General features: G+C 69.2%; 19 protein-coding genes. 11 read left to right on the forward strand and 8 right to left on the reverse strand.

Features of this window, described 5'->3' with window-relative positions:
- Positions 1-7 precede the first annotated feature (7 nt).
- Entirely contained in the window at positions 8-1,507 is a 1,500-nt protein-coding gene (locus tag SK854_RS37210; protein WP_319979837.1) for an alpha/beta hydrolase, read from the forward strand.
- Here the strand turns inward: SK854_RS37210 and SK854_RS37215 are convergent.
- Complete coding sequence (locus SK854_RS37215) at positions 1,472-4,255, reverse strand: AAA domain-containing protein (RefSeq protein ID WP_319979838.1); 2,784 nt, start codon at positions 4,253-4,255, stop codon at positions 1,472-1,474. The two genes, SK854_RS37210 and SK854_RS37215, sit on opposite strands and share 36 nt — an antisense overlap.
- 40 nt (positions 4,256-4,295) lie before the next feature.
- Here SK854_RS37215 and SK854_RS37220 point away from each other — a divergent pair, with 40 nt between their 5' ends.
- Entirely contained in the window at positions 4,296-5,129 is an 834-nt protein-coding gene (locus SK854_RS37220; protein ID WP_319979839.1) for a phosphotransferase, read from the forward strand.
- Here SK854_RS37220 and SK854_RS37225 read toward each other — a convergent pair.
- The 3 genes from SK854_RS37225 to SK854_RS37235 all read right to left on the reverse strand — a co-directional run bounded on the left by SK854_RS37225 (position 5,126) and on the right by SK854_RS37235 (position 9,394).
- Complete coding sequence (locus tag SK854_RS37225; RefSeq protein ID WP_319979840.1) at positions 5,126-6,943, reverse strand: S8 family peptidase; 1,818 nt, start codon at positions 6,941-6,943, stop codon at positions 5,126-5,128. The two genes, SK854_RS37220 and SK854_RS37225, sit on opposite strands and share 4 nt — an antisense overlap.
- A gap of 162 nt (positions 6,944-7,105) precedes the next feature.
- Positions 7,106-8,044 carry a sigma-70 family RNA polymerase sigma factor gene (locus SK854_RS37230; protein ID WP_319979841.1) on the reverse strand — a complete coding sequence of 313 codons (939 nt, stop codon included), beginning with the start codon at positions 8,042-8,044 and terminating at the stop codon, positions 7,106-7,108.
- A 66-nt stretch (positions 8,045-8,110) separates the two neighbouring features.
- Entirely contained in the window at positions 8,111-9,394 is a 1,284-nt protein-coding gene (locus SK854_RS37235; RefSeq protein WP_319979842.1) for a hemolysin family protein, read from the reverse strand.
- A gap of 90 nt (positions 9,395-9,484) precedes the next feature.
- Between SK854_RS37235 and SK854_RS37240 the strand changes: the two genes are divergently transcribed.
- The 4 genes from SK854_RS37240 to SK854_RS37255 all read left to right on the forward strand — a co-directional run bounded on the left by SK854_RS37240 (position 9,485) and on the right by SK854_RS37255 (position 12,374).
- Entirely contained in the window at positions 9,485-9,880 is a 396-nt protein-coding gene (locus tag SK854_RS37240; protein WP_319979843.1) for an ATP-binding protein, read from the forward strand.
- 79 nt (positions 9,881-9,959) lie between these two features.
- Entirely contained in the window at positions 9,960-10,700 is a 741-nt protein-coding gene (locus tag SK854_RS37245) for a hypothetical protein (protein WP_319979844.1), read from the forward strand.
- A gap of 10 nt (positions 10,701-10,710) precedes the next feature.
- Positions 10,711-11,772 carry a sensor histidine kinase gene (locus SK854_RS37250; protein WP_319979845.1) on the forward strand — a complete coding sequence of 354 codons (1,062 nt, stop codon included), beginning with the start codon at positions 10,711-10,713 and terminating at the stop codon, positions 11,770-11,772.
- Complete coding sequence (locus SK854_RS37255; protein WP_319979846.1) at positions 11,769-12,374, forward strand: response regulator transcription factor; 606 nt, start codon at positions 11,769-11,771, stop codon at positions 12,372-12,374. The genes SK854_RS37250 and SK854_RS37255 overlap by 4 nt, the downstream gene beginning before the upstream one ends.
- Here SK854_RS37255 and SK854_RS37260 read toward each other — a convergent pair.
- Entirely contained in the window at positions 12,371-13,453 is a 1,083-nt protein-coding gene (locus tag SK854_RS37260) for an oxygenase MpaB family protein (RefSeq protein ID WP_319979847.1), read from the reverse strand. The genes SK854_RS37255 and SK854_RS37260 overlap by 4 nt on opposite strands.
- A gap of 43 nt (positions 13,454-13,496) precedes the next feature.
- Positions 13,497-14,159, reverse strand: coding sequence for a GntR family transcriptional regulator (locus tag SK854_RS37265; RefSeq protein WP_319979848.1), 663 nt, complete (start codon positions 14,157-14,159; stop codon positions 13,497-13,499).
- A gap of 50 nt (positions 14,160-14,209) precedes the next feature.
- Here SK854_RS37265 and SK854_RS37270 point away from each other — a divergent pair, with 50 nt between their 5' ends.
- Both SK854_RS37270 and SK854_RS37275 read left to right on the forward strand, forming a co-directional pair.
- Positions 14,210-14,626 carry a VOC family protein gene (locus tag SK854_RS37270; RefSeq protein ID WP_319979849.1) on the forward strand — a complete coding sequence of 139 codons (417 nt, stop codon included), beginning with the start codon at positions 14,210-14,212 and terminating at the stop codon, positions 14,624-14,626.
- 97 nt (positions 14,627-14,723) lie between these two features.
- Positions 14,724-15,965, forward strand: a complete 1,242-nt coding sequence (locus tag SK854_RS37275) for a cytochrome P450 (RefSeq protein ID WP_319979850.1) — start codon at positions 14,724-14,726, stop codon at positions 15,963-15,965.
- Here the strand turns inward: SK854_RS37275 and SK854_RS37280 are convergent.
- Complete coding sequence (locus tag SK854_RS37280; RefSeq protein ID WP_319979851.1) at positions 15,955-16,545, reverse strand: TetR/AcrR family transcriptional regulator; 591 nt, start codon at positions 16,543-16,545, stop codon at positions 15,955-15,957. The two genes, SK854_RS37275 and SK854_RS37280, sit on opposite strands and share 11 nt — an antisense overlap.
- Positions 16,546-16,651: 106 nt before the next feature.
- Between SK854_RS37280 and SK854_RS37285 the strand changes: the two genes are divergently transcribed.
- Positions 16,652-19,729: a S8 family peptidase gene (locus tag SK854_RS37285; RefSeq protein ID WP_319979852.1), complete on the forward strand. Its 3,078-nt coding sequence runs from the start codon at positions 16,652-16,654 to the stop codon at positions 19,727-19,729.
- Here the strand turns inward: SK854_RS37285 and SK854_RS37290 are convergent.
- Positions 19,726-20,538, reverse strand: coding sequence for an NmrA family NAD(P)-binding protein (locus SK854_RS37290; RefSeq protein WP_319979853.1), 813 nt, complete (start codon positions 20,536-20,538; stop codon positions 19,726-19,728). The two genes, SK854_RS37285 and SK854_RS37290, sit on opposite strands and share 4 nt — an antisense overlap.
- 68 nt (positions 20,539-20,606) lie before the next feature.
- Here SK854_RS37290 and SK854_RS37295 point away from each other — a divergent pair, with 68 nt between their 5' ends.
- Positions 20,607-21,863 carry an alpha/beta hydrolase family protein gene (locus tag SK854_RS37295; protein WP_319979854.1) on the forward strand — a complete coding sequence of 419 codons (1,257 nt, stop codon included), beginning with the start codon at positions 20,607-20,609 and terminating at the stop codon, positions 21,861-21,863.
- Positions 21,864-22,228: 365 nt separating this feature from the next.
- Entirely contained in the window at positions 22,229-25,990 is a 3,762-nt protein-coding gene (locus tag SK854_RS37300; protein WP_319979855.1) for a discoidin domain-containing protein, read from the forward strand.
- Positions 25,991-26,012 lie beyond the last annotated feature (22 nt).

Consider the following 26,012-nt stretch of genomic DNA (forward strand, 5'->3'; position numbering starts at 1 on the left):
CTTGTCGATGCGATTCACCGTGCTGGCCGCCGCGGCCGCGCTCATGATCACCGGCACGCCCGCCGTACAGGCCTCGGGTGGTGGCGCGCAGGTCCCGAAGATCGACTGGGCGGCCTGCGGACCCGAGCACCCCGGCTTCGAGTGCGCCTCCGTGAAGGTGCCGCTGGACTACGACAACCCGCGCGGCGCCACCACCTCGGTGGCGCTGGCGCGCAAGCCCGCGACGGACAAGGCGCGCCGGATCGGGTCGCTGTTCCTCAACCCCGGTGGCCCCGGCGGTTCGGGCGTGAACTTCGCGCTCGGCGCCGGGAACAAGCTGTCGGCGAACATGCAGGGCCGGTTCGACATCGTCGGGTTCGACCCGCGCGGCATCGGCAAGTCCGATCCGTTGCACTGCTTCTCCAGCGAGGAGGACCTCGGCAAGTTCTTCGAGGGAATTCCCGGCTTCCCGTACCAGGCGGCGCAGGAACGGCCGTACTTCGACCGCTACCGCTCGCTCGGTCCGGAGTGCCTCGACGACCAGCCGATCGCCCGGCACATGAGCACCGCCGACGTGGCGCGGGACATGGACCTGCTGCGCCGCGCCGTCGGTGACAGCAAGATCAGCTACCTGGGCTTCTCGTACGGCTCGTTCCTCGGCGCGACCTACGCGAACCTGTTCCCGAACAACATCCGCGCGCTCGTCATCGACGGTGTGCTGAACCCGGCGCTGTGGTCGAGCGGGCAGCAGATCAAGTCGGACCGGATCGCGACCAAGGAGGAGTTCCGCGAGTTCCTGCGCACCTGTGACGAGGCCCAGTGCGTCTTCGGGCCCCAGTCGGAGAAGCGCTGGGACGCGTTGCTGAAGTCGGTGCGCGCCAAGCCGATCGAGCTGGGCGGTGAGGTCTTCACCTACGACGCGGTGATCAACTCCGCGCTCGGCGCGATGTACTCGCCGAGCGACTGGCCGGACGCCGCCGCGCTGTTCGACCAGCTGTCCGACGCGGCAGCCGGCCTCTCGGTCAGCTCCGTCACCGCGGAACCGGACTACGCCAACGGGTTCGACGCCTACAACGGCAACGTGTGCGCGGACATCGAGTTCCCGCGCGACTTCAACTCCTACCGGGCGACTGCCCGTTACGCCGCAGCGGGTTCCGAGTTCGGCCCCGCGTGGTGGTGGGGCAACGCGGCGTGCGCGAACTGGCCGACCAACCACGACCGCTACACCGGGCCGTGGCGCACCCGCACCAACGCCCCGGTTCTGGTGGTGGGCAACTACTTCGACGGTGTCACGGACTTCCGTGGCGCGCAGGCGGCCAACCGCCAGCTCGCCGGCAGCCGTTTGCTGGCGTACGCGGGTTGGGGTCACACGGCGTACGGGGTGAGCAAGTGCGCCACCGACCACACGAACGCGTACCTGCTGGCGGGCACGTTGCCGCCGGCCGGGACGGTGTGCCCGGCGAACCCGAACCCGTTCCTGCCGTCGGTCGCCTCAGCGGAGCCGTTGTTCAAGCCCAGCCGCAGGTAGTTCCTGCGCCAGCTCCACAGCGGCGCGGGCCGGGTCGTCACCGAACCGGCTGCCGAACGCGTCGTGCACGCGCCACCCCGCGTGGGTGAGCGCACGCCAGCGGGCCAGATGGGCCCGCACCCCTTCCGGGTGCGGGCGCGTCTCCACCGCGACGGCGTCGTCCTTCTCCCCCACCACGAGATCCACGCGCCACTGCCCCACCGGGTAGCCGGTGCGCACGGTCAGTCCGGCGGTCCGCAACTCGGCCGCGAGGCTCGCGGTCCAGGCGTCCTCGGGTTCGGTTCCGGCGGTCTCGGTCGGCGCGATGTCCGCGTGCCGCAGGTACTCGCCGATCAGGCCTGGTGGTTCGGCCGCCGACGTGATCACGTGCACCTGACGGCGGGCACGGGTGGTGAGGACGGCCAGCAGGTTGCGGTCGTTCACGAACCGCCACGCGCCTGGCTTCTCGTCGGCGGCGAGGCTGATCACGACCTCGTCGAACTCGCTGCCCTGCACGCCGTGGACGGTGCCCGCCCGGACGCCACCGGTGGTGATCTCGTCCAGCGTCAGCTCGCTCAGCAGAGCCTCTTCCAGTGCGTCGGCCTGGGCGCGGAACGGGGTCACGACGCCGATCGAGCGCACGCCGGCGGCCACCCGTTTGCGGACGTGGGCGAGCACGGCGTCCACCTCGGCCTGGTTCGCGCCCTTCGTGGTGCGTTCGCCGGAGACGTGCTCGGTGTCGATGCAGTCGACGTCGGCGATCGACGGGTGCGTGGTGAGCAGCGCGATCTTGCCGTCGTAGAACTTGGCCGCGGCGAACCCGATCAGGTGCGGCGCGCAGCGGTGGTGCTCGTCCAGCCAGTGCACGCCCGCGGTCGCGGCGCCCGCGTCGAACAGGCTCACCTTCGGCACGTCCAGCCGGTCGCGAAGGTCCTGCGTGCCCTCCGCGTCGACCGCCGCCTGCACGGCCTGGTCGCTGACGAACGACACGTGCCGCAGTTGCCGGGGATCGCCGCCGATCACCGCGGACCGGCCGCGCAGCAACGCGGGCGCGGCGAGCGGCTGGTCGACGTGGCTCGCCTCGTCGATGATCACCAGGTCGAACATGCCGGGCACCGGCGGGAGGATGTCCTCCACATCGGACAGCGTGCCGACCCACAAGGGCAGTGCCGCCACCAGATCCGCGCTGTCGATCTCCGCGAGTCCACGCCTTCTGGCCGCACGGCCCGACCTCAACGCCTTGGCCAGCGCCGCCACCGCACGGCGTGCGCCCGCACCCCGGCGGCTGACCGAGTACTCCTTGAGCCAGGCGGCGGTGGCGGTCCGGCTCGCGACGTCCTGCTCGGCCAGCAACGGCCGCAGCTCGCCGAACGCCGTGCCGCCGCTCGTCCCGATCCGGACGGAGGCCGCGGTCTGCTCGGCCGCCTCGATCGCCGCGGTCAGATCCTCGACGGAGACCTCGTCCGCACCGGCCAGGTTGCGTGCCTTCTTCAGCGCCCACCCGGTGCGTAGCCCGCCGAGGAACCCCGAGCGCGGCCGGAGGAGGCCGCGCAGTTCAGCGAAATCCACGCCGGCGTCGAACACCTTCGGCGCCACCGCTCGATGCGCCGGCATCAACGCTTGGTGCTTCTTTCCTTCTGCCGCCAGCTTTTCGTCCGTGAGCGAGCCGTCCGCCGTACGTTCAACCCGCTGAACCGCCGCTGCGGCAACGCGCCGGACCTGGTCGAGCTCGCCGAGCCTGCCGGGATCGCTCGTCGCGGACAGCCCGTCGCTCAGTTCGCGCGCCATCTCCTGTCGCAGTTCGGAGTCACCGAACAACACCGGCACCGGCCCGCCCGCCTTGCGCAGCGCGGCACCGAGCACGTCGGCGGCGTTGCGGGTGCGGCTCGCGAGAAGCACGGACTTGCCCGCCGCCACGGCATCCAAAGCCAACGCGGCGAGGGTGTGCGTCTTGCCTGCGCCGGGAGGCCCGCCCACGACCGTGATCCGCGCACGGCGTGCGTGCTCGACGGCGCGCATCTGGCTGTGGCTCAGCGGCAACGCCGAACTGATCGGCTCGTCGTGCGCGTCCGGCTTGGTGGCCGCCCCGTACAGCGCCGCGAACGCCGTGCCGTCGAGGCCCTTCTTGCCCGACCAGTCGAACAGCGCCGTGCCGTGCTCGGTCTTCACGACGGGTTCGCCCGCGTGCAGCCCGGCCCCCATCGCCACGACGAGTTCGTTGCCGGAGATGAACCGCTTGGGGTCGTCGTGCACGATCGGCACGTTCTCGAACCCGGCCTGCCGCAGCGTCTCGGTGATCCACTCCTCCGACGGCGCGAGCGCGGCCTCCCGTTCGGCGGTCTTGGCCCAGTCGTCGATCAGCGGGAACACGCCGGCGTCACCGGCGACGTGAAAGGCGTAGCCGAGCCCGATCCCGTGGTGCAGCCTGACCGGCCGCGACACCAGTGGCAGGCAGACCCGGCGCCGTTGCCCGCCGATCTGCGCGGGTCCGGCGAGGAACGCCCAGCCCAGTCGCAGCAGCCGGTCCTCCTGGTGCAGCGCGTCGTACGCGGCGAGGTGCGTGACCTCGTCGCGGGCCTGTTTGGGCGCGGTCCACGAGACCGGCGTCCAATGCGGACCCTCCTGGACCAGCGTGATCGCCCGCCAGGACGGCTCGTGGTCGCCGAGCCACAGCAGACCGGCAGATCTGGTGAGGTCGAGTTGGAGCTTCTGCGGCTGCTCAGCGGCACTGAGCCGGGCAAGGGTGCGCAAGACCGCAGAGACGTTCACGCACGACATCGTGCCATCCGAGGCAGTAGCTTCGTGGACCGTGGAGGATCTTCCGGCTGGACTGCCCGATCACGACCTGCGGGCCGGACTCGCCCGGTTCGGCATCACCGGCCCACCGGTCTACGCCCCGGTCGGCTTCGGCGACTACCACTGGACCGTCCACGACCGGTGGTTCACCTCGGTGTCCGACCTGACGACCAAGCCGCTGGCCGGACTGCGGCAGGCGATGGAGACGGCGGCGAGCCTGGGCGAGCAGCTGCCGTTCGTGGTGGCGCCGGTGCGGGCGGAGGACGGCGACACCGTGGTCCTGCTCAACGACCGCTACGCCCTGAGCGTCTTCCCCTGCGTCACCGGGGAATCCGGATCGTTCGGTGATCAGGTCCCTGCCGGGGTCGCCGAGCTGCTGACCGCGCTGCACAGCTGCGCGCCACCAGCGAGCTGCCCAGTGGCGGCGATCGACGTGCCGGGACGGGACGTGCTCGCGAGGTTGCTCGACGAGCCGGGCGAGTGGTTCTCGAGCCAGGCCCGCGAAGTCTTCGTGGCGCACACCGAGGTCGTACGAGACAAACTCGCCGAACTGGACCAGCTCGCCGGGCAACTCACGGACGAGCTGGTGGTCACCCACGGAGAACCCCACGCGGGCAACGTGATCAACACGCCGGCGGGACTGCGCCTGGTCGACTGGGACACCGTCGGACTGGCCCCGCCGGAACGCGATCTCTGGTTGATCGGCGGTGACAGCGCCTTCTACTCACTGCGCTGGGCCGTCAACGACATCGCGGACTTCGCCGTGTCGCTCCGCGCCCCGCACGAACAGTCGCGGGACGCGGAGCTCACGTTGCACTACTTCACCGAAACGCTCAAAAACCTTTAGAGCGTCAGGCTCCACGTGTCGATGGTGCCGACGTCAGCGGTGGCCGCGTCACGGACCCGGAGAGTCCAGGTGCCGTTGCGCGTCTCCGACGACAGGTTGGTCGTGAAGGTCTGGTCGATGTTGTCGGCGCTGCCACCCGCACGGTTGTGCAGGTTGTAGACCGAACCGTCCGGCGCGACCAGGTCGACGATCAGGTCACCCTTGTAGGTGTGCTTGATGTGCACCTCGACCTGGCTGGTCGCCGACGCCGTGCCGGTGCAGCCGCTGAACACGATCGTGCTGTTCACGGTCGTGTTGTCCGGGATCGCGACGTCCGTGCCGTTGGTCTGCTTGGCACAGGTGGCCGTGCCGACCGTCCAGGTGAACGACGTGCTGCCCGAACCGCCCGCGGACGCGGTGGCCGTGACGGTCACGTTGTACGTGCCGGCAACCGTGGCCGTGCCCGTGACGAGACCGTTCGAGGAACCGATCGACAGCCCGGTCGGCAGACCGGTGGCCGACCACGTGTACGGCGCGGTGCCGCCCGACGCGGACAGCTGCAGGTTCGCCGTGCCGTTCAGGGCCGTGGTCTGGTTGCCCGGGTTGGTCACGGAGACGCCGGGAACGCCGCCGGTGTTGGTGCGCAGCAACAGGTTCGCCGAACCGCTACCGGGGTTGGTGACCTTGCCCGGAGTGGCCTGGGCGAGGATCGCCGCGTGCACCTCGGCCGGGGTCTTGGCCGGGTTGTTCGCGAGGTACAGCGCCGCCGCGCCCGCGACGTGCGGGGACGCCATCGACGTGCCGCTCATCGTGGCCGAGCCGGTGTTGTTGTTGTAGGAGGCGGAGATGATGTCCTGGCCGGGTGCGAACAGGTCGCTGCACGTGCCGAAGGACGAGAACGACGCACGGGCGTCGGTGCGAGCCGCCGCCATGACGTTGATCGTCTCGGTGACGCGCTGCGGCGAGTACTTGCAGGAGTCGTCGTTGAAGTTGCCCGCCGCCACGACGTACGTGACGCCGCGGCCGATCGACGCGCGCACGGCGTCGTCGAGCACACGGCTCGGCTCGTTCGCCGTGCCGGTGTAGAGGCTCATGTTCGCGACGGCAGGCAGAACGGCGTTCGCGGTGACCCAGTCGACGCCCGCCGCCTCGGTGGCGACGGAGCCGCCACCGGCGCAGTTGAGCACCCGGACGGCCTTGAGCTTGACTTCTTTCGCCACGCCGTAGGTCGCCCCGCCGACGGTGCCGGACACGTGCGTGCCGTGGCCCTGGCAGTCCTTGCCGTTCTGGCCGTCGGTGAACGCGTCGAAGCCGAACGACGCGCGGCCGCCGAAGTCGGCGTGGTTGTAGTTGATGCCGGTGTCGATCACGTACGCCGTCACGTTCGACGCGCCCGTGCTGTAGCTGTACTTGCTGTCCAGCGGCAGGCTCGCCTGGTCGACGCGGTCAAGGCCCCACGACGGCGGGTTGAGCTGGTCGGTCAGCACCTGCACGGTGCGGTCCTGCTCCACGTAGGACACGGCCGGGTCGGCGGCCAGGCGCTTGGCCTGCTGCTTCGACAGCGTGGCCGAGAAGCCCTTGAACGCGGCCTTGTAGGTGAAGCCGATCTTGGCACCGTAGCGGGACGCCAGGCCGTCGACGCGGCCGCTGACCTCCGAGCGTGCCATGGTGTTGTCCTTGAGCACCACGATGTAGCTGTCCTGGACCGCGTTCGGCGCGCTCTCCGCGACGATCGGTCCCTCCGGCTGCGCGGCGGCGGCCTGGGGGAGCGCTAACACGGTTCCAGCGACGGCGATCGCCGCCACACCGAACGTGCGCAGGGTGTGTTGTCTCATCACTGCTCCTCATTCGCAGGGAACCGCGTGCGAACGCTGGGCCGGCCCTCGACGGCCCTGCAGATGCGTTCACACGCGGTTGCGAAACAGCTTCAGTCCGTTATCGGACGTGATGAGTCTTTAGTTGCGACAAGGAGCAGAACAAGCGACTTTCGTCTGTTGTCAGCCGGCGAGCGCGAAAAGATCGTCCCGGTCGCCCGACTGCTTGAGCTGGGCGAGCGACTGCTTCTCCAGCTGACGGATCCGCTCCCGGGTCAGACCGAGTTCCTCCGCGACCTCCTGAAGGGTGCGGGCACGCCCGTCCTCCAGGCCGAAGCGCAGGCGCATGATCCGGCTCTGCCGTTCGGGCAGCACGTTCAGCAGCGAACGCACGCCCTCGGTGAACTCCTGCTGTTCCAGGAGATCCGGGGCCGACACGCCGTCGGTGTCCTGGATCAGGTCGCCCAGCACCGAGTCGCCCTCGTCGCCGACCGGCGTCTCCAGCGACACGCAGGTGCGGGCCGCGTCGCGCATGTCCTGCACGCGCGCCGGCGAGCACTTGGCCTCGGCGGCGATCTCCTCGATCGTCGCCTCGCGGCCGAGCGCCGTGGACAGCTTCTGCCCGATCTTCTTGAGCTTGTTGACCTCTTCCACCACGTGCACCGGCAGGCGCACCGTGCGGGTCTGCTCGGCCAGACCGCGTTCGATCGCCTGGCGGATCCACCACATGGCGTAGGTGGAGAACTTGTAGCCCTTGGCGTAGTCGAACTTCTCGACGGCGCGGATCAGGCCGAGGTTGCCCTCCTGGATCACGTCCCCGAACGGCAGTCCGCGGAACGAGTGCTTCTTCGCGACCGACACGACCAGACGCAGGTTCGCGCGGATCATGTGGTCCTTGGCACGCTCGCCCTCGGCGACGATCCGGCGCAGCAGCCGCGGCTCGCGCGTCGTGTCACCGCTCTGGAGCAGGTGAGCGGCGTAGACACCGGCCTCGATGCGCCGGGACAGGTCGACCTCCTCGGAGGCGGTGAGCAGCGGTGTGCGCCCGACCTCGCGCAGGTACTGGCCCACCAGGTCCGCGTCCTGCTGCCCGGACGCGCGGTTCTTCAGATCTGCAGGCATGACAAATCCCCCCGTTTCCGTCGGCAGGTGTGACAGCCAGAGGTGGCTGCACTTGTGTGTAACGGTTCAGAGGTCCACTTCATTCCGCGGTTTCGGCTGTGACCTCAGCCTCACCTGCGTGATCGCGTGGTGTTCGACCTCCAGGACCTCGATCTTCCAGCCGGACACCTCCACCACGTCGCCAGGCTCCTCCGGGATGCGGCCGAGGAGCAGCAGGACCAGCCCGGCGACCGTCGTGTAGGGGCCGGGCGGCGCGTCGCGCAGCTCGACGCCGACGTCCACCAGGTCGTGCACCGGGAACGTGCCGGGCAGCTCGATCGACCCGTCCGCCTCGGTGCGCACCGAGATCACGTCCGAGTCGGTCTCGTCGTAGATCTCGCCGACGATCTCCTCGAGGAGGTCCTCCAGCGTCACGATGCCGTCGACGGCACCGTGCTCGTCCACCACCAGCGCCAGTTGCTCGTGCTCCGCCTTCATCCGCCGCAACGCGTCGGTGACGCGTACCGAGTCCGGCAGCACCATCGGCGCTCGTGCCACGTCCACGAGGGACACGGTGTCGTCGAGCAGATCTCGCAGGTGCACCACGCCGACCACGTCGTCCAGATGACCGTCCTTGGTCACCGGCGCCCGGGAATGTCCGGACCTGGCGAGGACTTCCCTGGCGGTGGCCGTGTCCAAACCTGATTCGAGGATCGTCACCTGCATTCGGGGCACCAGGACCGCGCGCAGCCGTCGTTCGTGGATCTCCAGCGCGCCGGTCATGATCGTGCGCTGCTCCGGGTTCAGGTGATGTTGCACCTCAACGAGATCGCGCAGCTCCTCCTGCGACATCGGCGCCTCGTCGGCGTTCGGGTCGCCGCCGAACACCCGCACCACCAGGTCGGTCGACTTGCTGAGCAACCACACCGCGGGCCGGGAGATGGTCGAGAGCAGGTCGAGCGCGCCGGCGACGATCTTCGCCCAGCGGACGGCGTACTGCATCGCGAGGCGTTTGGGCGCCAGTTCCCCGAAGACCAGTGTGACGAACGTCAGCACCACGGTCACGAGCGCGATCGCGACACCGTTCGCGGCGCCTCCCAGGAAGCTCAGCAACGGCACGATCGGCGCGGCGAGGGAGACCGCCGCCGTGGCCGACGCCAGGAATCCCGACAGCGTGATGCCGATCTGGACGGTCGCGAAGTACCTGTTCGGATCGCGTGCCAGCCGGACCAGCCGGCGATGCCCTTCACGTTCCAGCGAGCGCAGTTGACCTTCGCGCAGCGACACGAACGCCATCTCGCTGCCCGCGAAAGCCGCGTTGAGCAACACCAGCACCGCGACCAGTCCGAGGTCGAAACCATAGCCATCCACGCGTTTGGGGTAGCACGCGCGGTGGTATTTCGCACCCTGACGGCCGTCTTGAGCAGCCAGGAGGGCTTCAGCCGAACGAGGTGGGATGAGATGGACACCCCAGAGGTGCTGAGCGCCTCCGCGAGGACCTTGCACACCCTGCCAGAAGACGAGCCGGACCTGGCGGCGATGCGCGCGTGGGTCTGCAGTCTGTTGGGAGATCTACCCGAGGACGTCAGCCTCGACGTTCTCCTCGTGTGCACGGAACTCGCCAGCAACGCGTACGAACACGCCGAAGGACCGCGCGCTGTACGAGTGCAACGACATACCGACTTCGTCCGGGTGGAGGTCGACGACCACACACCGGCCGAGCTTCCGAATCTGGGTACCTCACGGCTCGGTGACACCCGAGGTCGTGGGCTGATCTTGATCTCCCAGCTGTCCCGTTGCTGGGGCACGATGGAGTTCGCCGGCGGGAAGACCATCTGGGCCGAGGTGACCACATAGTTCGTCTGTGCGTTTCGCACAGGCAAGTCGTGACACCGCACGGATGGGACTTGCGTCGAGTTTCTTCGACTCTCGATGCATGACGACTACGGTTTCGCCGGCGGTCAGGCCGCTGATGCGCCACGGAGCAGAGATGCTCGTGGCGATGCTGGCAGGGATGGCCCTGCTCGGGCCCCTGTGGACACCGGAACGGGCCGACCTGGCCGCCCTGTGGATGGCGGCGTCGATGTCCGTGCCGATGGCGCTGTGGATGCGCTACCGCGGTCACGGCAGGACCGCCGAGATGTGCGCGGCGATGTTCGTGCCGTATCTCGTGCTGCTGGTGCCGTACTGGTTCGGGCTGCTGGACGGCGACGCGGTCGAGATGGGCGGGCACCTGCTGATGCTGCCCGCGATGGCTGTTGTGCTGGTCCTGGGACGGCACGACCACGGAACGCCCAGCACGAACCCGGTGATCCGGACGCTGGGAGACCACTGGCCCGCGGTGATCGCCCTGGCGCTCTCGTTCGACTTCTGGCAGGCGCACGTGGTGCCTCCCGTGTGGACCCTGCTGCTGTGCCAGGCCGTGTATCTGTTCTGGGGACGGCGCGCGCCTCGGGTACAGCTCGCGGTGTTCAGCCTGTACGCGGTGCTGGCCGTGGTGGTGATCATGGTGTCGCCGTCGGCCGGAGTGCTGCTGATCGCGTTCGGGTGGGGCGCGCATGCGGTCTGGGATCTCGTGCACCACGTGCGCAACGCTGTCGTGCCGCGCTGGTGGTCGGAGTTCTGCGGTGTGTTCGACCTGGTCATCGCCGTCACGATCCTGATCGCGTGGTTCTAGGCTGATGGCGATGAACGACCTTCCGCACACCGCGTTGCGCGGCACTCTCCACCTGCTGTGGATGGGGTCGCTCGTCGTGCCGCTGATCTCGGTGCTGCGCGAGCCGTCCGCCACCCGGTGGCTCGGGGTGCTGGGCCTGCTGGTGCTGGCCGTGGCGTACGCGGTGACGTTGCGAGGCGGGCCGCTGTGGGTGCTCGTGGTCGCGACCCTGGTGACGATTCCGCTGGTGGCGCCGGTCGGGCCGGACGAGCTGTCGACGTGGGCGTGGATCGGCGGTGCGGCGGCCGGGTTCGCGCCGTTGATGCTGACCGGCCCGTGGCGGTGGCTGGCGGCCATCTGCGCGGTGGTGGTCGCGGGCCTCGTCGGGGCCGCTCACCACGGCGACCACACGAGGTACCAGATGATCGCGGTCTCGGTCGGGCTGACGATCATCGCGATGGCCGGGCTGCCGATGTGGTTCGCCGGACTGCTGGGGCAGGCGCGGGCAGGGCGTGAGGCGCAGGCGGAGCTGGCGGTGAGCGAGGAACGGCTGCGGTTCGCCCGCGACGTGCACGACCTGCTGGGACATCGGCTGACGGTGATCGCGCTGAAGTCCGAACTCGCCGGGCGGCTCGCTTCCAGTGACCCAGAGCGGTCGGCCGTGGAGGCGTTCGAGGCGCAACGGCTGGCGTCCTCGGCGTTGGAAGAGGTGCGTGACGCCGTGCACGGCTATCGCGCGGTGAATCTGCCAGAACAGCTTGAGGCCGTGCGGAACGTTCTGCAGGAAGCCGGTATTCGCTGCACCGTCTCGGACGTTCCGGTGGAGGGCGAACACGCGACGCAACTCGCGCTGGCGTTGCGGGAGGCCTGCACCAACGTGCTGCGGCACAGCCACGCGACGTGGTGCATGATCGACGTCGCTGCCGCCGAGGAGGAGGTGCGGATGACCGTCACGAACGACGGCACCGAGAAGCCTTCGAGCGAGGGCAACGGGCTTCGCGGTCTGCGCGAACGACTTGCGGCCGTGGGTGGTCAGGTGTCGGTGGAGAAGTCGGGCGACGTGTTCACGTTGCAGGTCGTGGTGCCCGCGTGATCAGAGTGCTGCTGGCCGACGACGAGGAGCTGATCCGCGACGCCCTCGCGGCGCTCCTCGACCTGGAGCCGGACCTGGAGGTGGTGGCCCGCGCGGGGGACGGCCGGGCCGCCGTCGAGGCCGCGCGGGCGCACCGCCCGGACGTGGCCGTGGTGGACCTGCAGATGCCCGAGTTGGACGGCCTGGAGGTCACCGAGGAACTGGCGCGCGTGCTGCCGTCGTGCGCTGTCGTGATCCTGACCGGCCGCGGCCGGCCGCCGCACCTGCAGCAGGCGCTGCACGCGGGCGCGAAAGGCTTCCTGCCCAAGGGATCGCCCGGCGGCACGCTCGCGGACGTGATCCGCCGCGTGCACGCCGGTTCGCGCTGGGTCGATCCCGCCCTGGCCGCCGACGCGCTCGCCGCTCCCCCGTGCCCGCTGACGCAGCGCGAGCTGGAAGTGTTGCGGCTCAGCGAGTTCGGCACCCCGGTCGCCGAGATCGCAGCGCGCACGTCGTTGTCCGCCGGGACCGTCCGCAACCACCTGTCGGCCGCGGTAGCGAAGCTCGGGGTCGGGAGCCGCGCCGAGGCGTTCTCGGTGGCGCACGAGCACGGGTGGCTTTAGGTCTTGAGGCAGGCCGGCACGGTGAGGGTGGTCGGCTGACCGTCGGTGAGCGTGCGGACGCTCGCGCCCAGCAACAGGTCGCCCGCCTTGTCCAGCACGGCCCGAGCGACCCGGCTGCGGTCCTCGCCGCGTTCGAACACGCGCATGACCCTGGCGCCGGCGCTGACCGTCCGCGTCCAGCCCTTCGAGTGCGGCACCTCCAGCCAGTCCGCGACCTCGGCGTCGACGACCTGCCGCACCATCGCCGCGACCACGCCGTCGAACGCCTTGCCGGGCACGAACTTCTCGTACAGCTCCACGAGGTTCCTGGTCAGCTCGATGCCTTCGTCCGACGGCGCGTAGGAGGCCCGGACCAGGGTGTTGCTGAGTTCTTCCGCTTCTTTCAGCGTTTCCGGCATCGCGTCCGGGCGGATGCCGAGCACCGCGCCCGCGACGCGCCAGACGTGGTAGTAGTCCTCGGCCTCCGTGTCGGTGACCGAGACGCCGATGCGGCGCATGCCGTCGATCACCTGCACGGAGAAGATCAGCAACGCGCCGAGCAGGTCCTGCTGGCACACCGGAACGCCGTCCGCCGCGTGGTCCCACTCCGGTGAGCGGCCGACGAAGTAGCGGACCGCCGCGTGGATGAGCCGGGTCTTCTGGATGGTCGGCACGAACGAGCCGCCCGTGCCGAAAGCGTTGGGCTCCATCATGTTCAGCACGAACTGCGACGTCTCCGACAGCCTGCGGTGCGGCTGGTTGAGGCGGTGCGTGAGCGTGAGGACCTTCGACGGCCTGGGTTGCGCGTAGCAGTTGACCATCGCGCCGAACGACAGCACCGACGCCACGTGCACGCCGTCGTCGATGAAGAAGTCGTGCGCGCGGGCGACTCGTTCCTCGTCCATCCAGTCAGGCGGGTCGTCGGTGGCGACGAGGTAGTCGCGGACCACGGGCGGCAGGTGTTCCGGGATCGGCTCGTCGTTGCCGCGGAACTCCGCGAGGACCCGGTTGACCTCGGCCAGGCTGCCGCTCTCGACCAGGTGCGCGATCACGGCGTCGGCGAGCGGGTCGCCCTCGTACTTCAGCGCGTGCAGATCCACATCGGCGAGCGTAGGGGCGGATTCGGCCGATTGATCGTTCCGATCACCTCTTCGGCCCAGTGATTCCACGCGTTGAGGTGAGTACGTCGAACGCGTGCGCGCGGTGCTCCGCGAACAGTTTCAGCGCCCCTTCCACGTTCCCCAGCCGCAGCGCCGCCACCAGGTCGCGGTGCTCCTCCCGGATCTGCTCCAGATACCCGTCCGTGCTCAGCCGCACCCGCGTGATCAGGAACAGGTGCACCTGGGACCGGATCGCCTCCCAGGCCTGGGTCAGTCGCGAGTGGCCGGCGGCGGCGTACACGGCGTCGTGGAACGCGATGTCGCACCGCACCATCTCGTGCGGCGTCGAGGCGCGTTCCATCTCCGCGGCCGCTGCGGAGATCTCGTCCAGCGAGGCACCTGTGGCCACGACGCGCTGCACGGCCAGCACCTCCAGGGCACCGCGCAGGCTGTCCAGTTCGGCGACGTCCTGAAGGGACAGCTCGGCCACCGTGGCGCCCCGATGCCACTCGGCACGTACGAGGCCCTCCCGTTCCAGCGAACGCAGCGCGTCGCGGACCGGGCCGCGGCTCACCCGCAGCGCCTCGGACAGCTCCACCTCGCGAAGCGCGCTGCCCGGCGGATAGCCGCCGTCGAAGATGGCCTCGCGGATCATGTCCGCGACCTCGCTGCCCAGACCTCGGCGTCGTGCCGGACCCACCGTCATGTGAGCAATGTTAACAAGGAGACATCTTGTCGGAATGTTAACATCTGGACATGCCGAACATCCCTCGTTTCCACCTCGCCATGCCCGTCGACGACCTCGCCGCCGCCCGCCGCTTCTACGGCGAGACGCTCGGCCTGGAGCAGGGCCGCAGCTCCGACACCTGGGTCGACTGGAACCTGCACGGCCACCAGTTCGTCACCCACCTGGCGCCGAGGACCGAGCGCGTCAGCAACCCGGTCGACGGCCACGACGTGCCGGTCCCCCACTTCGGCCTGGTCCTGACCGTCGACGCGTTCCAGACGCTCGCGGCGAAGCTCACCGACGCCGGCACGAAGTTCGTCATCGAGCCGTACGTGCGGTTCAAGGGCGAGCCCGGCGAGCAGTGGACGATGTTCCTGCTGGACCCGGCGGGCAACGCACTCGAGTTCAAGGCGTTCGCGGACGACGCGCAGGTGTTCGCCGTCTAAAGAGTTCCAAAAAATCTTGCACAACGCGCAAGTTTCGGTAGCGTGGGAGTGACGCCGAGCCACGATCCGGTCACACCGGGTCAGACAGGGAGAGGCCATGACCACGGCCGAGCGGCAGCGCAGCGCTCAACAGCTCATCCGCCCGCAGTTGCCCGCCGAACTCACCAACCGCGACGGGTGCCCGTTCGACCCGTCCCAGGGGCTGACCGAGCTGAGCGGGCAGGGGCGGATCCACAAGATCGAGCACAACGGCGACACCGTCTGGCTCGTCACCGGGCACGACGAGGCACGGGCGGTGCTCGCCGCGCCTCAGATGAGCTCGGACCGGATCAACAGCCCGCGGGCGAGGGCCCTGATCTCGCCGGAACTGCACGCGGAGCTGTTCCCGCCCGAGCGCCAGGCCGGGTCGTTCATCTTCATGGACGCCCCCGAGCACACCCGCTTCCGCAGGCTGCTGACCGGCCAGTTCACCGTGCGCAGGATGCGGGACCTCACGCCGCGCATCCACGAGATCGTCACGGACAGCCTCGACGCGATGATCGAGAAGGGACCGCCGGCCGATCTCGTGCACGACTTCGCGCTGCCGGTGCCGTCGCTCGTGATCTGCGAGCTGCTGGGCGTCGACTACGGCGACCGCGACGAGTTCCAGCGCCGCACGGCCAAGCTGCTCAGCCTGAACACCACGATCGACGAGCAGATCAAGAACACGGTCGAGCTGCGCAAGTTCATGCGGGGGCTGGTCGACGCCAAGCGGCGCAGCCCCGGCGACGACCTGCTGTCCGGGCTGGTCCGCGACACCGACCTCACCGACGACGAGCTCACCGGCATCGCGAACCTGCTGCTCATCGCGGGCCACGAGACGACGGCGAACATGCTGGCGCTCGGCACGTTCGCACTGCTGGAGCACCCCGACCAGTTCGCGAAGCTGCGCGACGAGCCGGAGCTGACCGAGAACGCGGTCGAGGAGCTGCTGCGGTACCTGTCGATCATCAGCATGGGCGTCTCCCGGCACGCCAAGGAGGACGTCGTGATCGGCGGCGCCACCATCCGCGCCGGCGAGACCGTCGTGGTGTCCGTGCCGGCGGTCAACCGGGACGACAGCCAGTACGACGACCCGCACGCCCTGCTGGTCGACCGGCCGCGCGGCCACCACGTGGCGTTCGGGCACGGCATCCACCAGTGCCTGGGGCAGCAGCTGGCGCGCGTGGAGATGACGGTCGGCTTCACCGAGCTGCTGAAGAGGTTCCCGGCGCTGAAGCTCGCCGTTCCCGCCGACGAGGTGCCGCTGCGGACCGACATGTCGATCTACGGCGTGCACTCGCTCCCGGTCACCTGGTGAATCCGGCGCCGAGCTGGTCGATCATCCGGCCGACCAGCTCGGTGACCTCGTACCTGTCCGTGGCCTGGGGTGTGTCGAGCCACCACTGCACGACCGCGCGCATCGACGCGAGGATCGTCGACGCCGTCACCGCCGGATAGGGGTCCGTCTGGGGGTCCACGCCGCAGCGCACCGCGATCGCCGCCGTCAACGCCTGCTCACGGGCGGAGTAGGCGGCGAAGAAGTGCGGCAGCAGTGCGGGGTGCTGCCGGAGCTGACGCAACTGACGAAGCCGGTCGAGGTCGACGTAGCGCGGATAGATCGACCGCAGCGCCTCGCGCAACGCGACCAGCACCGGTTCGCCCGCGGGCCGTGCGGCGAACTCCTCCACCAACGCGAGCGCCGTGGCCGTGTCGCCGGCGACGACCGCTTCTTCCTTCGAGGAGAAGTAGTTGAAGAACGTCCGCAGCGACACTCCGGCGGCCCTGGCGATCTGGTCCACCGTCACCCGGTCGAGGCCGTGCTCCACGCACAGGCTCCAGGCGGCGTCACCCAGTGCTTCCCTGGTCGCCGCCTTCTTGCGTTCACGCAGGCCCGTCATGGCGCAAAGATTAAAGCGTTCCGGAAATTGGTGTAGACCTTGTCACCCGGGTGAGCACCTCACTACGGTCCGTGAGAACGCTCTCACAAGACCTTCGGAGGACCGGGTGCGCCTACTCGGAGTCGTCGTCCTGGCCGGGGCCGTGCTCACCGCGGGCCAGGCCCATGCCTCTCCCCCACGTGCCGCGACACCGGCGCCGACCGTCACGCTGATCACCGGGGACCAGGTGCTCACCGGTCAACGGGCGGTCAGACCGGCGCCCGGCCGTGAACGCGTCCTGTTCTCCACCTACACCGCGCAGGGCCACGAGTACGTGGTGCCGCACGACGCCATCCCGATGATCGCGGACGGCCGCCTCGACGAGCGACTCTTCGACATCACCGAGCTCGCCACGTACGGCGGCGCCCTGCCGGTGATCGTCACCTACCCCGAAGGCACCCTGGGCGCGCAGTCCGGCCTCCAGCTGCGCAGCATCAACGGTGTGGCGTTCGACGCGGCCAAGACCCCGCTCACCGGCACCCTGTCCACGTCCGGCGTGAAGAAGGTCTGGCTCGACGCCAAGCGCAAGGCGAACCTCGACCGCAGCGTCGCGCAGATCAACGCCCCCGCGGCCTACGCGGCGGGCCTCACCGGCAAGGGCACCACGGTCGCCGTCCTCGACACGGGCGTCGACAACACCCACCCGGACCTGGCCGACCGCGAGATCGGCGAGCGGAACTTCTCGAACTCCGCGGACAACGGCGACCACTACGGACACGGCACGCACGTCGCGTCGATCATCGCGGGCACCGGCGCGAAGAGCGGCGGCAAGTACCGCGGCGTGGCGCCGGACGCGAGCATCCTCGACGTGAAGGTGCTGGGCGACAACGGTTCCGGCCAGGACAGCGGGATCATCGCCGGCATGGAGTGGGCGGTCGAGCAGGGCGCCCAGATCATCAACATGAGCCTCGGCGGCTACGACACCCCCGAGATCGAGCCCCTCGAAGAGGCCGTGAACCGCCTCAGCGCCGACAAGGGCACGCTGTTCGTGATCGCCGCCGGCAACAGCGGCCCCAACGCGCGCACGGTCGGCTCCCCCGGCACCGCCGACGCGGCACTGACCGTCGGTGCGGTCGACGACCAGAACGAGATCGCGGAGTTCTCCAGCCGCGGCCCCACGCAGGCCGGAACCCTGAAGCCCGACCTCACCGCACCCGGCGTCGGCATCGTCGCCGCCCTGCACTCCGACGGCAGGATCGGCGCACCGGTCGCCGACGGCTACACCTCGCTCGACGGCACCTCGATGGCGACCCCGCACGTCGCGGGCGCGGCGGCACTGCTGCGTCAGCAGCACCCGGAACTGGGCGGCACCGCGCTGAAGGCCCGTCTCACCGGCAGCACCACGCCCACCGCGAAGCTGACCCCGTTCGAACAGGGCTCCGGCCGCGTCGACGTCGCCAAGCTGATCAAGCAGAACGTGACGTCGAACCCGACGAGCATCAGCTTCGGCGCGCACCAGTGGCCGCACACCGGCGAACCCGTGCTGACCAAGGAGATCACCTACTCCAACGCGGGATCCGAGCCGGTCACGCTCGACCTCGCCACGGACACCGACGGCACCCTGTTCGGCGTCTCCCCCGCCAAGCTCGCGGTTCCGGCGGGCGGCACCGCGACGGCCACGGTCACCGCGGACATCGCGAAGCAGCCGGCAGGCGGTGTGTTCGGCGGCGCGATCGTCGCGAGCGGCGTGCGCACCGCGGTCGTCGCCGACCTGGAGGTGGAGAGCTACGACGTCACGATCACCGGCGTCGAGCGGTCCGGCGTCACGACGGCGTCGACCTTCGCGTTCCTGATCAACGTCGACACCGGCGCACGCGTCTGGCCGAACAGCACGACCGGCGTCGCGCGCGTCGCCAAGGGCCGCTACATCCTGTCCGGCAGCGTGCTGTCGTCCACCGGCGCCTGGACCCACGACGTCATCAACTACCCGAACCTGACCGTCTCCGGCGCCACGACGATCAACCTCGACGCGCGCCAGGCCAAGCCGGTCAAGGTGACGCTGCCCGTCACCGCGCAGCTCTCGTTGCTGCAGACCGGTTTCGAGCGGGTCGTCAACGGCACCGCCTACACCATCGGCAACTTCTCGGTCGGCGGTTCCATCGACCACCTCGGCGTCGCGAGCCTCGGCCCCGACTCGAACGAGGTCACCGGCAAGATCGCCACGTTCTGGAACGCCGGCCAGGACTTCTACGGACTCGCCTGGTACCAGAAGGGGCACGCTCCCAACGGCCTCACCAAGACGATCGCCAGGAAGGACCTCGCCACCGTCAAGGTCGACATGCCCGCGCTCAAGCCGGGCCAGAGCGCCTCGATCGGCCACACCTCCTCCCCTGAGGGCCGCGCCGACTGGACCTACGGTTCGCTGGACAACTTCACCTCCGGCCCGCGCACCGAGTACTACGGCGGCGAAGGCGGCGACTGGTCGCGCAGGTTCAACCTGTTCGACGAGACCGGCAACATCGGCGCGCTCGTCACGCCGCTGCGGCACTACCGGCCGGGCAGGTCCTACGTGGAACCGTTCAACCGTGCGGTGTTCGGCCCGGCGCTGCCCGAGACGCGGGGCGTCCCGCACTCGTTCCGCACCGGCGACTTCGTCCGCGTCACCATCCCGCTGTACGGCGACAACGCGGGCAACGAGGGCTACAGCCCCGTCACCGAAGCGCGCACGACCGTGTACCGCGACAACGTCAAGGCGGCCGAGACCGCCGAGGCGGGCTGGGCGATGCTGGACGTCCAGCCGGGCGCCGCGCACTACCGCGTGGAGACCTCCGCCGTGCGCGACACCGCCCTGAGCCCCAAGGTGTCCGGCGTGTGGACGTTCCGCAGCGACACCACGGCGAAGCAGACCGCGCTACCTCTGTCGGTCATCCGCTTCACCCCGCAGCTGGACGACAACGGCTACGGCCGCGCCGGCCAGATGCTCTCGGTGCCGATCTCGACCCAGTCGCAGGTGGACTCGGTGCGCGTGACGTCCGTAGAGGTCTCCTACGACGGCGGCACCACGTGGAAGCGCCAGCAGATCACAGCCAACCGCGTCCTGCTGGCCCACCCGAAGGACGCCAAGTCGGTCTCCTTGCGCGCCAAGGCGTCCGGCAGCGGCCAGACCGTCGAGCAGACCATCGTCGACGCGTACCTGCTCCGCTAACGGAAGGCGCCCGCGTGCTCGCGAGCCCACAGGGCGAACGAGCGCGCGGGCCTTCCCAGCACGTCCTCGACGCTGCCGACCACCGTGTACCCCTCGGCGGGCATGTCGCGCTTCCACTCGATCAGGAAGTCCACGACCTCGGCAGGCCGCCCCGCCCCGAGCATCTCCCGCCGCGCCTCGTCCTCGGACTGCTCGACGTACCGGATCTCCCGCCCGATCGCCGCGCCGATCACCGCCACCTGCTCCGGCACGGACAACGACTCCGGCCCGGTCAACGTGTACGTGCGGCCGCCGTGCCCACCCCTCGCGAGCACGGCGGCCGCCACCGCGCCGATGTCGCCTTCGTGCACGAGGGCACTCCGCGCGTACGCGAACGGCTCACGCACCACCCCCTCACGGCGCACCGGCTCGGCCCAGACCAGCGAGTTCGACATGAAGTCCACCGGCCGCAACACGGTCCATTCCAGTGAACTGGCCGTGACCGCCTCCTCCAACGGACTCCGGTACCCGCTCCACAACACCGTGATCCTGCGGACGCCGGCCTTCTCCGCCCGTTTCACCAAATCCGGCCCGGTGAGCAGTTCGGCGTAGTTCGCGCCCGCGTTCGTCAGCAGGTGGACGCCGGTGACACCGTCGAACGGAATCGTCTCCGGCCTGGTCAGATCTCCTTGCACGACCTCGACTCCCGCCGGAAACCGCGCCCGGTCCGCGTCCCTGGTGACAGCACGGACCCGCTGCCCCAGCGCGATCAGCTCGTTCACCACCTGGCGTCCGGCGTTCCCGGTCGCACCCGTCACGAGAATCGTCATGGGCCCGACCGTAAAACCTCCAGTTATCTGGAGATCAAGACCACGCCTCATCGCGTAGCTTGGAACCCGTGCGGGAACTGACCGACGAAATCGTGGCCGGCCACAGCCCGCCGCCTGCCGAGGACGTGCCCACCGGGGTGAGCATCCCCGGCCGGCACGTCGCGGAGGTCGCGCGGCACCCGGACGGCCGGCTCGCGGTCATCACGTGGTCGTCGCCGAAGATCGACCCCGGCCTGCTCAACCCAGCGCTGCACGTCGTGGAGACCGACGGCACCGTCACGGACCTGGGCGCGACACCCGCGGACGCCGGTTCGCCGGTGTGGTGGGGCGACGAGGTCTGCTACCTGGCGCTGACGCCGCCGCACCTGCAGGGCGGCAACGCCGTCTTCGACCAGCGGCACCGCAACCTCACCGAAGGCATGCGCGCCTGCCCGATCGACCTCGTCCAGGACGACGGCGACGCGCCGGTCGTGGTCGTCGCGACCGGCCTCGACACCGAGTTCCGCCGCCTCGACGGCGCCTCCCTCGCTCGCATCACGGGATCGCACCTGCCGCCGCGCTATCGCGACCTCGACGGCATCCCGTGGGGCGTGCAGGAACGCCTTCACTACCAGGCCCGGGACGGTCTGGAACTCGACGGCCTGCTGGTACTGCCACTGGGCAAGACGAGACGAGACGGACCGTCTCGTCTCGTCACGATCGTCCACGGCGGTCCGTACGACCGCTGGACCGACGACCTGCAACTGCACTGGGTGCCGTCGGCACAGTGGTTCGCGCACCAGGGGATCGCGACCTTCCTGCCCAATCCCAGGGGAGGGCAGGGGCACGGCCACGAGTTCGCGGCGGCCGTGGCGAAGAAGGTCGGCCAGGAGGAGTGGCACGACATCGAGACCGGGATCGATCTCCTCGTCGCACAGGGGATCGCGGACCCCGACCGGCTCGGCATCGCAGGCTGGAGCCACGGCGGGTTCATGGCCGCCTGGGCCACGACCAGGACCGACCGGTTCAAGGCGGCACTGGTCGGCGCGGGGATCTCGGACTGGCCGCGCCTCATCGCCACCGGCGAGTGGGGCACGTTCGAGGCGGCGCTGGGCGACAGCGCCGAACACAGCCCTCTCACCTACGCGGATCGGATCCGCACGCCGATGTTGATCGTGCACGGCGAGAACGACACCAACGTGCCGGTCGAGCAAGCAAAGCTCCTGCACCGCGCGGTGAAGCACTCGGAACTCGTCGTCTATCCCGGCGAGGGGCACTCGCTCCGGCAGAGTGAGCACAGGCTGGATCTCCTGAACCGAGCCAGAAGGTTGTTCGCGAAGCTCTGAAACTTGCGCAAACCTTACGCAAGATCGGCAAGTCGTGAGCAAGTCACCGCAAGCCAGCTCATCGCGCTCGAATCAATTTTTTAGGCAGGTTCGGGCCCAAAGCTCCCGCGACGCTGTTCATCCTGCCGCTGGTGATCGCCCTTGCGCACGCTGAGACACCGGTCGGATACTGGAACGAGCACCCGTCTTTCCTGTTCAGAGCGCTATGTCGCAAATTTGCGCAATCACGTCGAGATATTGCGGTAATCTGCTGGACACTTCTACGGTGAGGCGCGCCACACCCCCTCGCGTCCCCACCGAGAAGGGCCAAGCACGCCATGTCACCGACGACACGCGCTCGCTCCCTGCTAGCCCCGCTAACGGCTTTGATCACCGCCGCGGCCACCCTGACGTTCTCCCCCGCCGCGCAGGCCGCGCCGGTCAGCCTGGACCTCGCCAAGCAGACCCGCATCGACCAGGTCACCCTCACGTCCTCCAGGAACAGCACGGAAACCTTCGCCGTGCAGACGAGTCTCGACGGCAGAGGCTGGTCGACGCTGGTCGCGGAACGACCACACGACTTCAAGAACGGCAAGGTGACGTTCCAGGTCGACCCGACGCTGGTCAAGCACGTGCGCGCCACCAAGACCACGGCCAAGCTCGAGGTCCACGAGGCGGCGGTCAGCGCCCAGCTGCAGGCCACCTACAGCGCGAGCAGCACGAACCAGAGCTACGGACCGGGCAACGCCGGCGACGGCAACCAGGGGACGTACTGGGAGAGCGCGAACAACGCGTTCCCGCAGTGGATCCAGGCCGATCTCGGCGCCGCGGTGAAGGCCGACCGAGTCGTGCTGAAGCTCCCGACCGACGGCTGGGGCGCTCGCACCCAGACCCTCGCGGTCCAGGGCAGCACGGACGGCGGCAACTTCACCGATCTCGTGGCGTCCAGGGGATACGACTTCAACCCGGCCACGGCCAACACCGTCACCATCGACTTCACCGCGGCCACCACGCGGTACGTGCGGCTGCGGATCACCGGGAACACCGGCTGGCCGGCGGCCCAGCTCAGCGAGTTCGAGGTCCAGGGTCCGACGAGCGGTGACACGCAGGCTCCGGCGGCGCCGTCGAACCTCGCCTTCACGCAGCCGCAGGCCGGGCAGATCCGGCTGACCTGGAACGCGAGCACGGACAACGTCGGCGTCACCGGCTACGACGTCTACGCCAACGGCAGCCTGCGCACCACGGTGACCGGCACGAACCACACCGACAGCCAGCCCGACGGCCTGCGCGTGACCTACCACGTGATCGCGAAGGACGCGGCCGGCAACCAGTCCCCCGCCAGCAACACCGTGACGCGCGAGGGCGCCACCGGCACGAACCTGGCGCAGGGCAAGCCCGTCACGGCGAACAACAACGTGCACAACTTCGTCGCCGCCAACGCCAACGACTCGAACCTGGCCACCTACTGGGAGTCCAACGGGTTCCCCGGCACGCTGACCGTCCAACTGGGATCGAACGCGGACGTCAGCTCGGTCGCGGTCAAGCTCAACCCGGACTCGGCCTGGGGCGCCCGCACGCAGAACGTCGAGGTCCTCGGCCGCGAGCAGAACGCCACCGGCTTCACGAGCCTCGTCGCGGGCCGCGACTACCGCTTCGACCCGGCGACCGGCAACGCCGTCACGATCAACGCGGCTGCCAGGGTCGCCGACCTCCAACTGCGCGTCACGTCCAACACCGGTGCGCCCGGCGCCCAGGTGGCGGAGATCCAGGTGTTCGGCACCCCTGCCCCGAATCCCGATCTCACCGTCACCGCGACGTCGTTCACGCCGGCGGGCCCCGTGGAGACCGACCAGGTCACCCTGAACGCGACCGTCCGCAACGCCGGAACCGCGGCGTCCATCGCCACCGACGTGACGTTCTTCCTCGGCACCACCAGTGTCGGCACGGCCCAGGTCGGCGCCCTCGCCGCCGGTGCGCAGGCGAACGTCGGCACGACGATCGCCGCTCGCCCGTCGGGCAGCTACGAGTACACCGCCAAGGTCGACGAGACCAAGAAGGTGGCGGAGCAGAACGAGACCAACAACGCGCGCGTCCACCCGGACCCGCTGGTCGTGACCCCGGTCCCGAGCTCGGACCTGGTCGCGGTGCCGAGCTGGTCGCCGAGCAACCCGAGCAACGGCCAGAGCACCACTTTCTCCGTCGCGATCAAGAACCAGGGCACCATCGCGTCCGCGGCCGGAGCCCACGGCATCACGGTCACGATCCTGAACAGCAGCGGCCAGACCGTCCGCACGCTGACCGGCAGCCACAACGGCGTGATCAACGCAGGCGCCACGACCGCCGCGGTCAGCCTCGGCACGTGGCCCGCCGCCGACGGCCGGTACACCGTCCGCACGGTGATCGCGGGCGACGGCAACGAGATCCCTGCCAAGCAGGGCAACAACACCAGCGAGCAGTCGCTGTTCATCGGCCGCGGCGCGAGCGTTCCGTGGCAGCACGTCGAGGCCGAGGACGCCACGGTGGGCGGCGGCGCGCAGGTCCTCAGTCCGAACAGGACGATCGGCGACCTCGCCGGTGAGGCGTCCGGCCGTCGTGCCGTCACGCTCAACGGCAACGGCCAGTCCGTCGAGTTCACCACCAGCGGACCGACCAACACCCTCGTCACCCGCTTCTCCATCCCGGACAGCTCGGGTGGCGGCGGCATCACCTCGAACCTCAACGTCTACGTCAACGGCCAGTTCCACAAGGCCATCGACCTGACGTCGAAGTACATGTGGCAGTACGGCAACGAGGCCGAACCGGGCAACTCGCCGGGAGCGGGCGGGCCGCGCCACATCTACGACGAGGCGAACGTGATGCTCAACTCGACGTTCCCGGCGGGCACGAAGATCAAGCTGCAGAAGGACGCGGCCAACACCACGAACTACGCGATCGACTTCGTGAACTTCGAACAGGTGACGGCGGCCGGAAACCCTGACGCGGCACGCTATGCCGTGCCCGCCGGGTTCACCCACCAGGACGTGCAGAACGCACTCGACCGCGTCCGGATGGACACGACCGGCACCCTGATCGGCGTCTTCCTGCCCGCGGGCACCTACCAGACGGCGCAGAAGTTCAACGTCTACGGCAAGGCCGTCCGGGTCGTCGGCGCGGGTCCCTGGTTCACCCGGTTCCAGGCTCCGCTCGCGCAGGAGAACACCGACATCGGCTTCAGCGCGCAGTCGTCCGCGAGCGGGTCGACGTTCAGCGGGTTCGCGGTGTTCGGCAACTACACCGCGCGCATCAACGGGCCGGGCAAGGTGTTCGACTTCGCCGGTGTCCAGAACATGACCATCGAGAACATCTGGGTCGAGCACATGATGTGCCTGTTCTGGGGCAACAACGTCGACAACAACGTCATCAGGGACAGCCGCATCCGCGACATGTACGCGGACGGCCTCAACCTGACCAACGGGTCGGCGGGCAACCGGATCGCGAACATCGAGGCCCGTTCGACCGGTGACGACGCGTTCGCGTTGTTCGCCGCCACCGACGGCGGTGGCAGCGGCCAGCAGAACAACGTCTTCGAGAACCTCTCGGTGACGACCCCGTGGCGTGCGGCCGGTCTCGCGGTCTACGGCGGCAAGCTCAACACGTTCCGCAACATCTACGTCGCGGACACGCTCACCTACTCCGCCGTGACGATCAGCTCGCTCGACTTCGGATACCCGATGGAGGACTTCGGGCCCGAGCCGACGACGTTCAGCGGCCTCACCCTGGTGCGCTCCGGCGGCCACTTCTGGGGCGCGCAGACGTTCGGCGCGATCTGGATGTTCTCCGCTTCCAAGAAGTACACCGGGATCCGGGTGAGCGACGTCGAGATCATCGATCCGACGTACAGCGGAATCATGTTCCAGACCAAGTACAACGGTGCGGCCGAGAACGTCTTCCAGGACACGGTGCTGTCCAACGTGAGCATCTCGGGTGCGCGCAAGAGCGGCGACGCCTTCGACGCCAAGTCCGGGTTCGGGTTGTGGGCCAACGAGATGCCGGAGACCGGTCAGGGTCCGGCGGTCGGCGAGGTCACGTTCAACGGCCTCAGGTTCAGCAACAACTTCCAGGACATCAGGAACACCACGTCCACCTTCAAGATCAATATCAACAACTGATACCCCTGCCGCGAAGGACAAT

The sequence above is a fragment of the Lentzea sokolovensis genome (assembly GCF_033949975.1).
In the GTDB taxonomy this organism is placed as follows: Bacteria; Actinomycetota; Actinomycetes; order Mycobacteriales; family Pseudonocardiaceae; genus Lentzea; species Lentzea sokolovensis.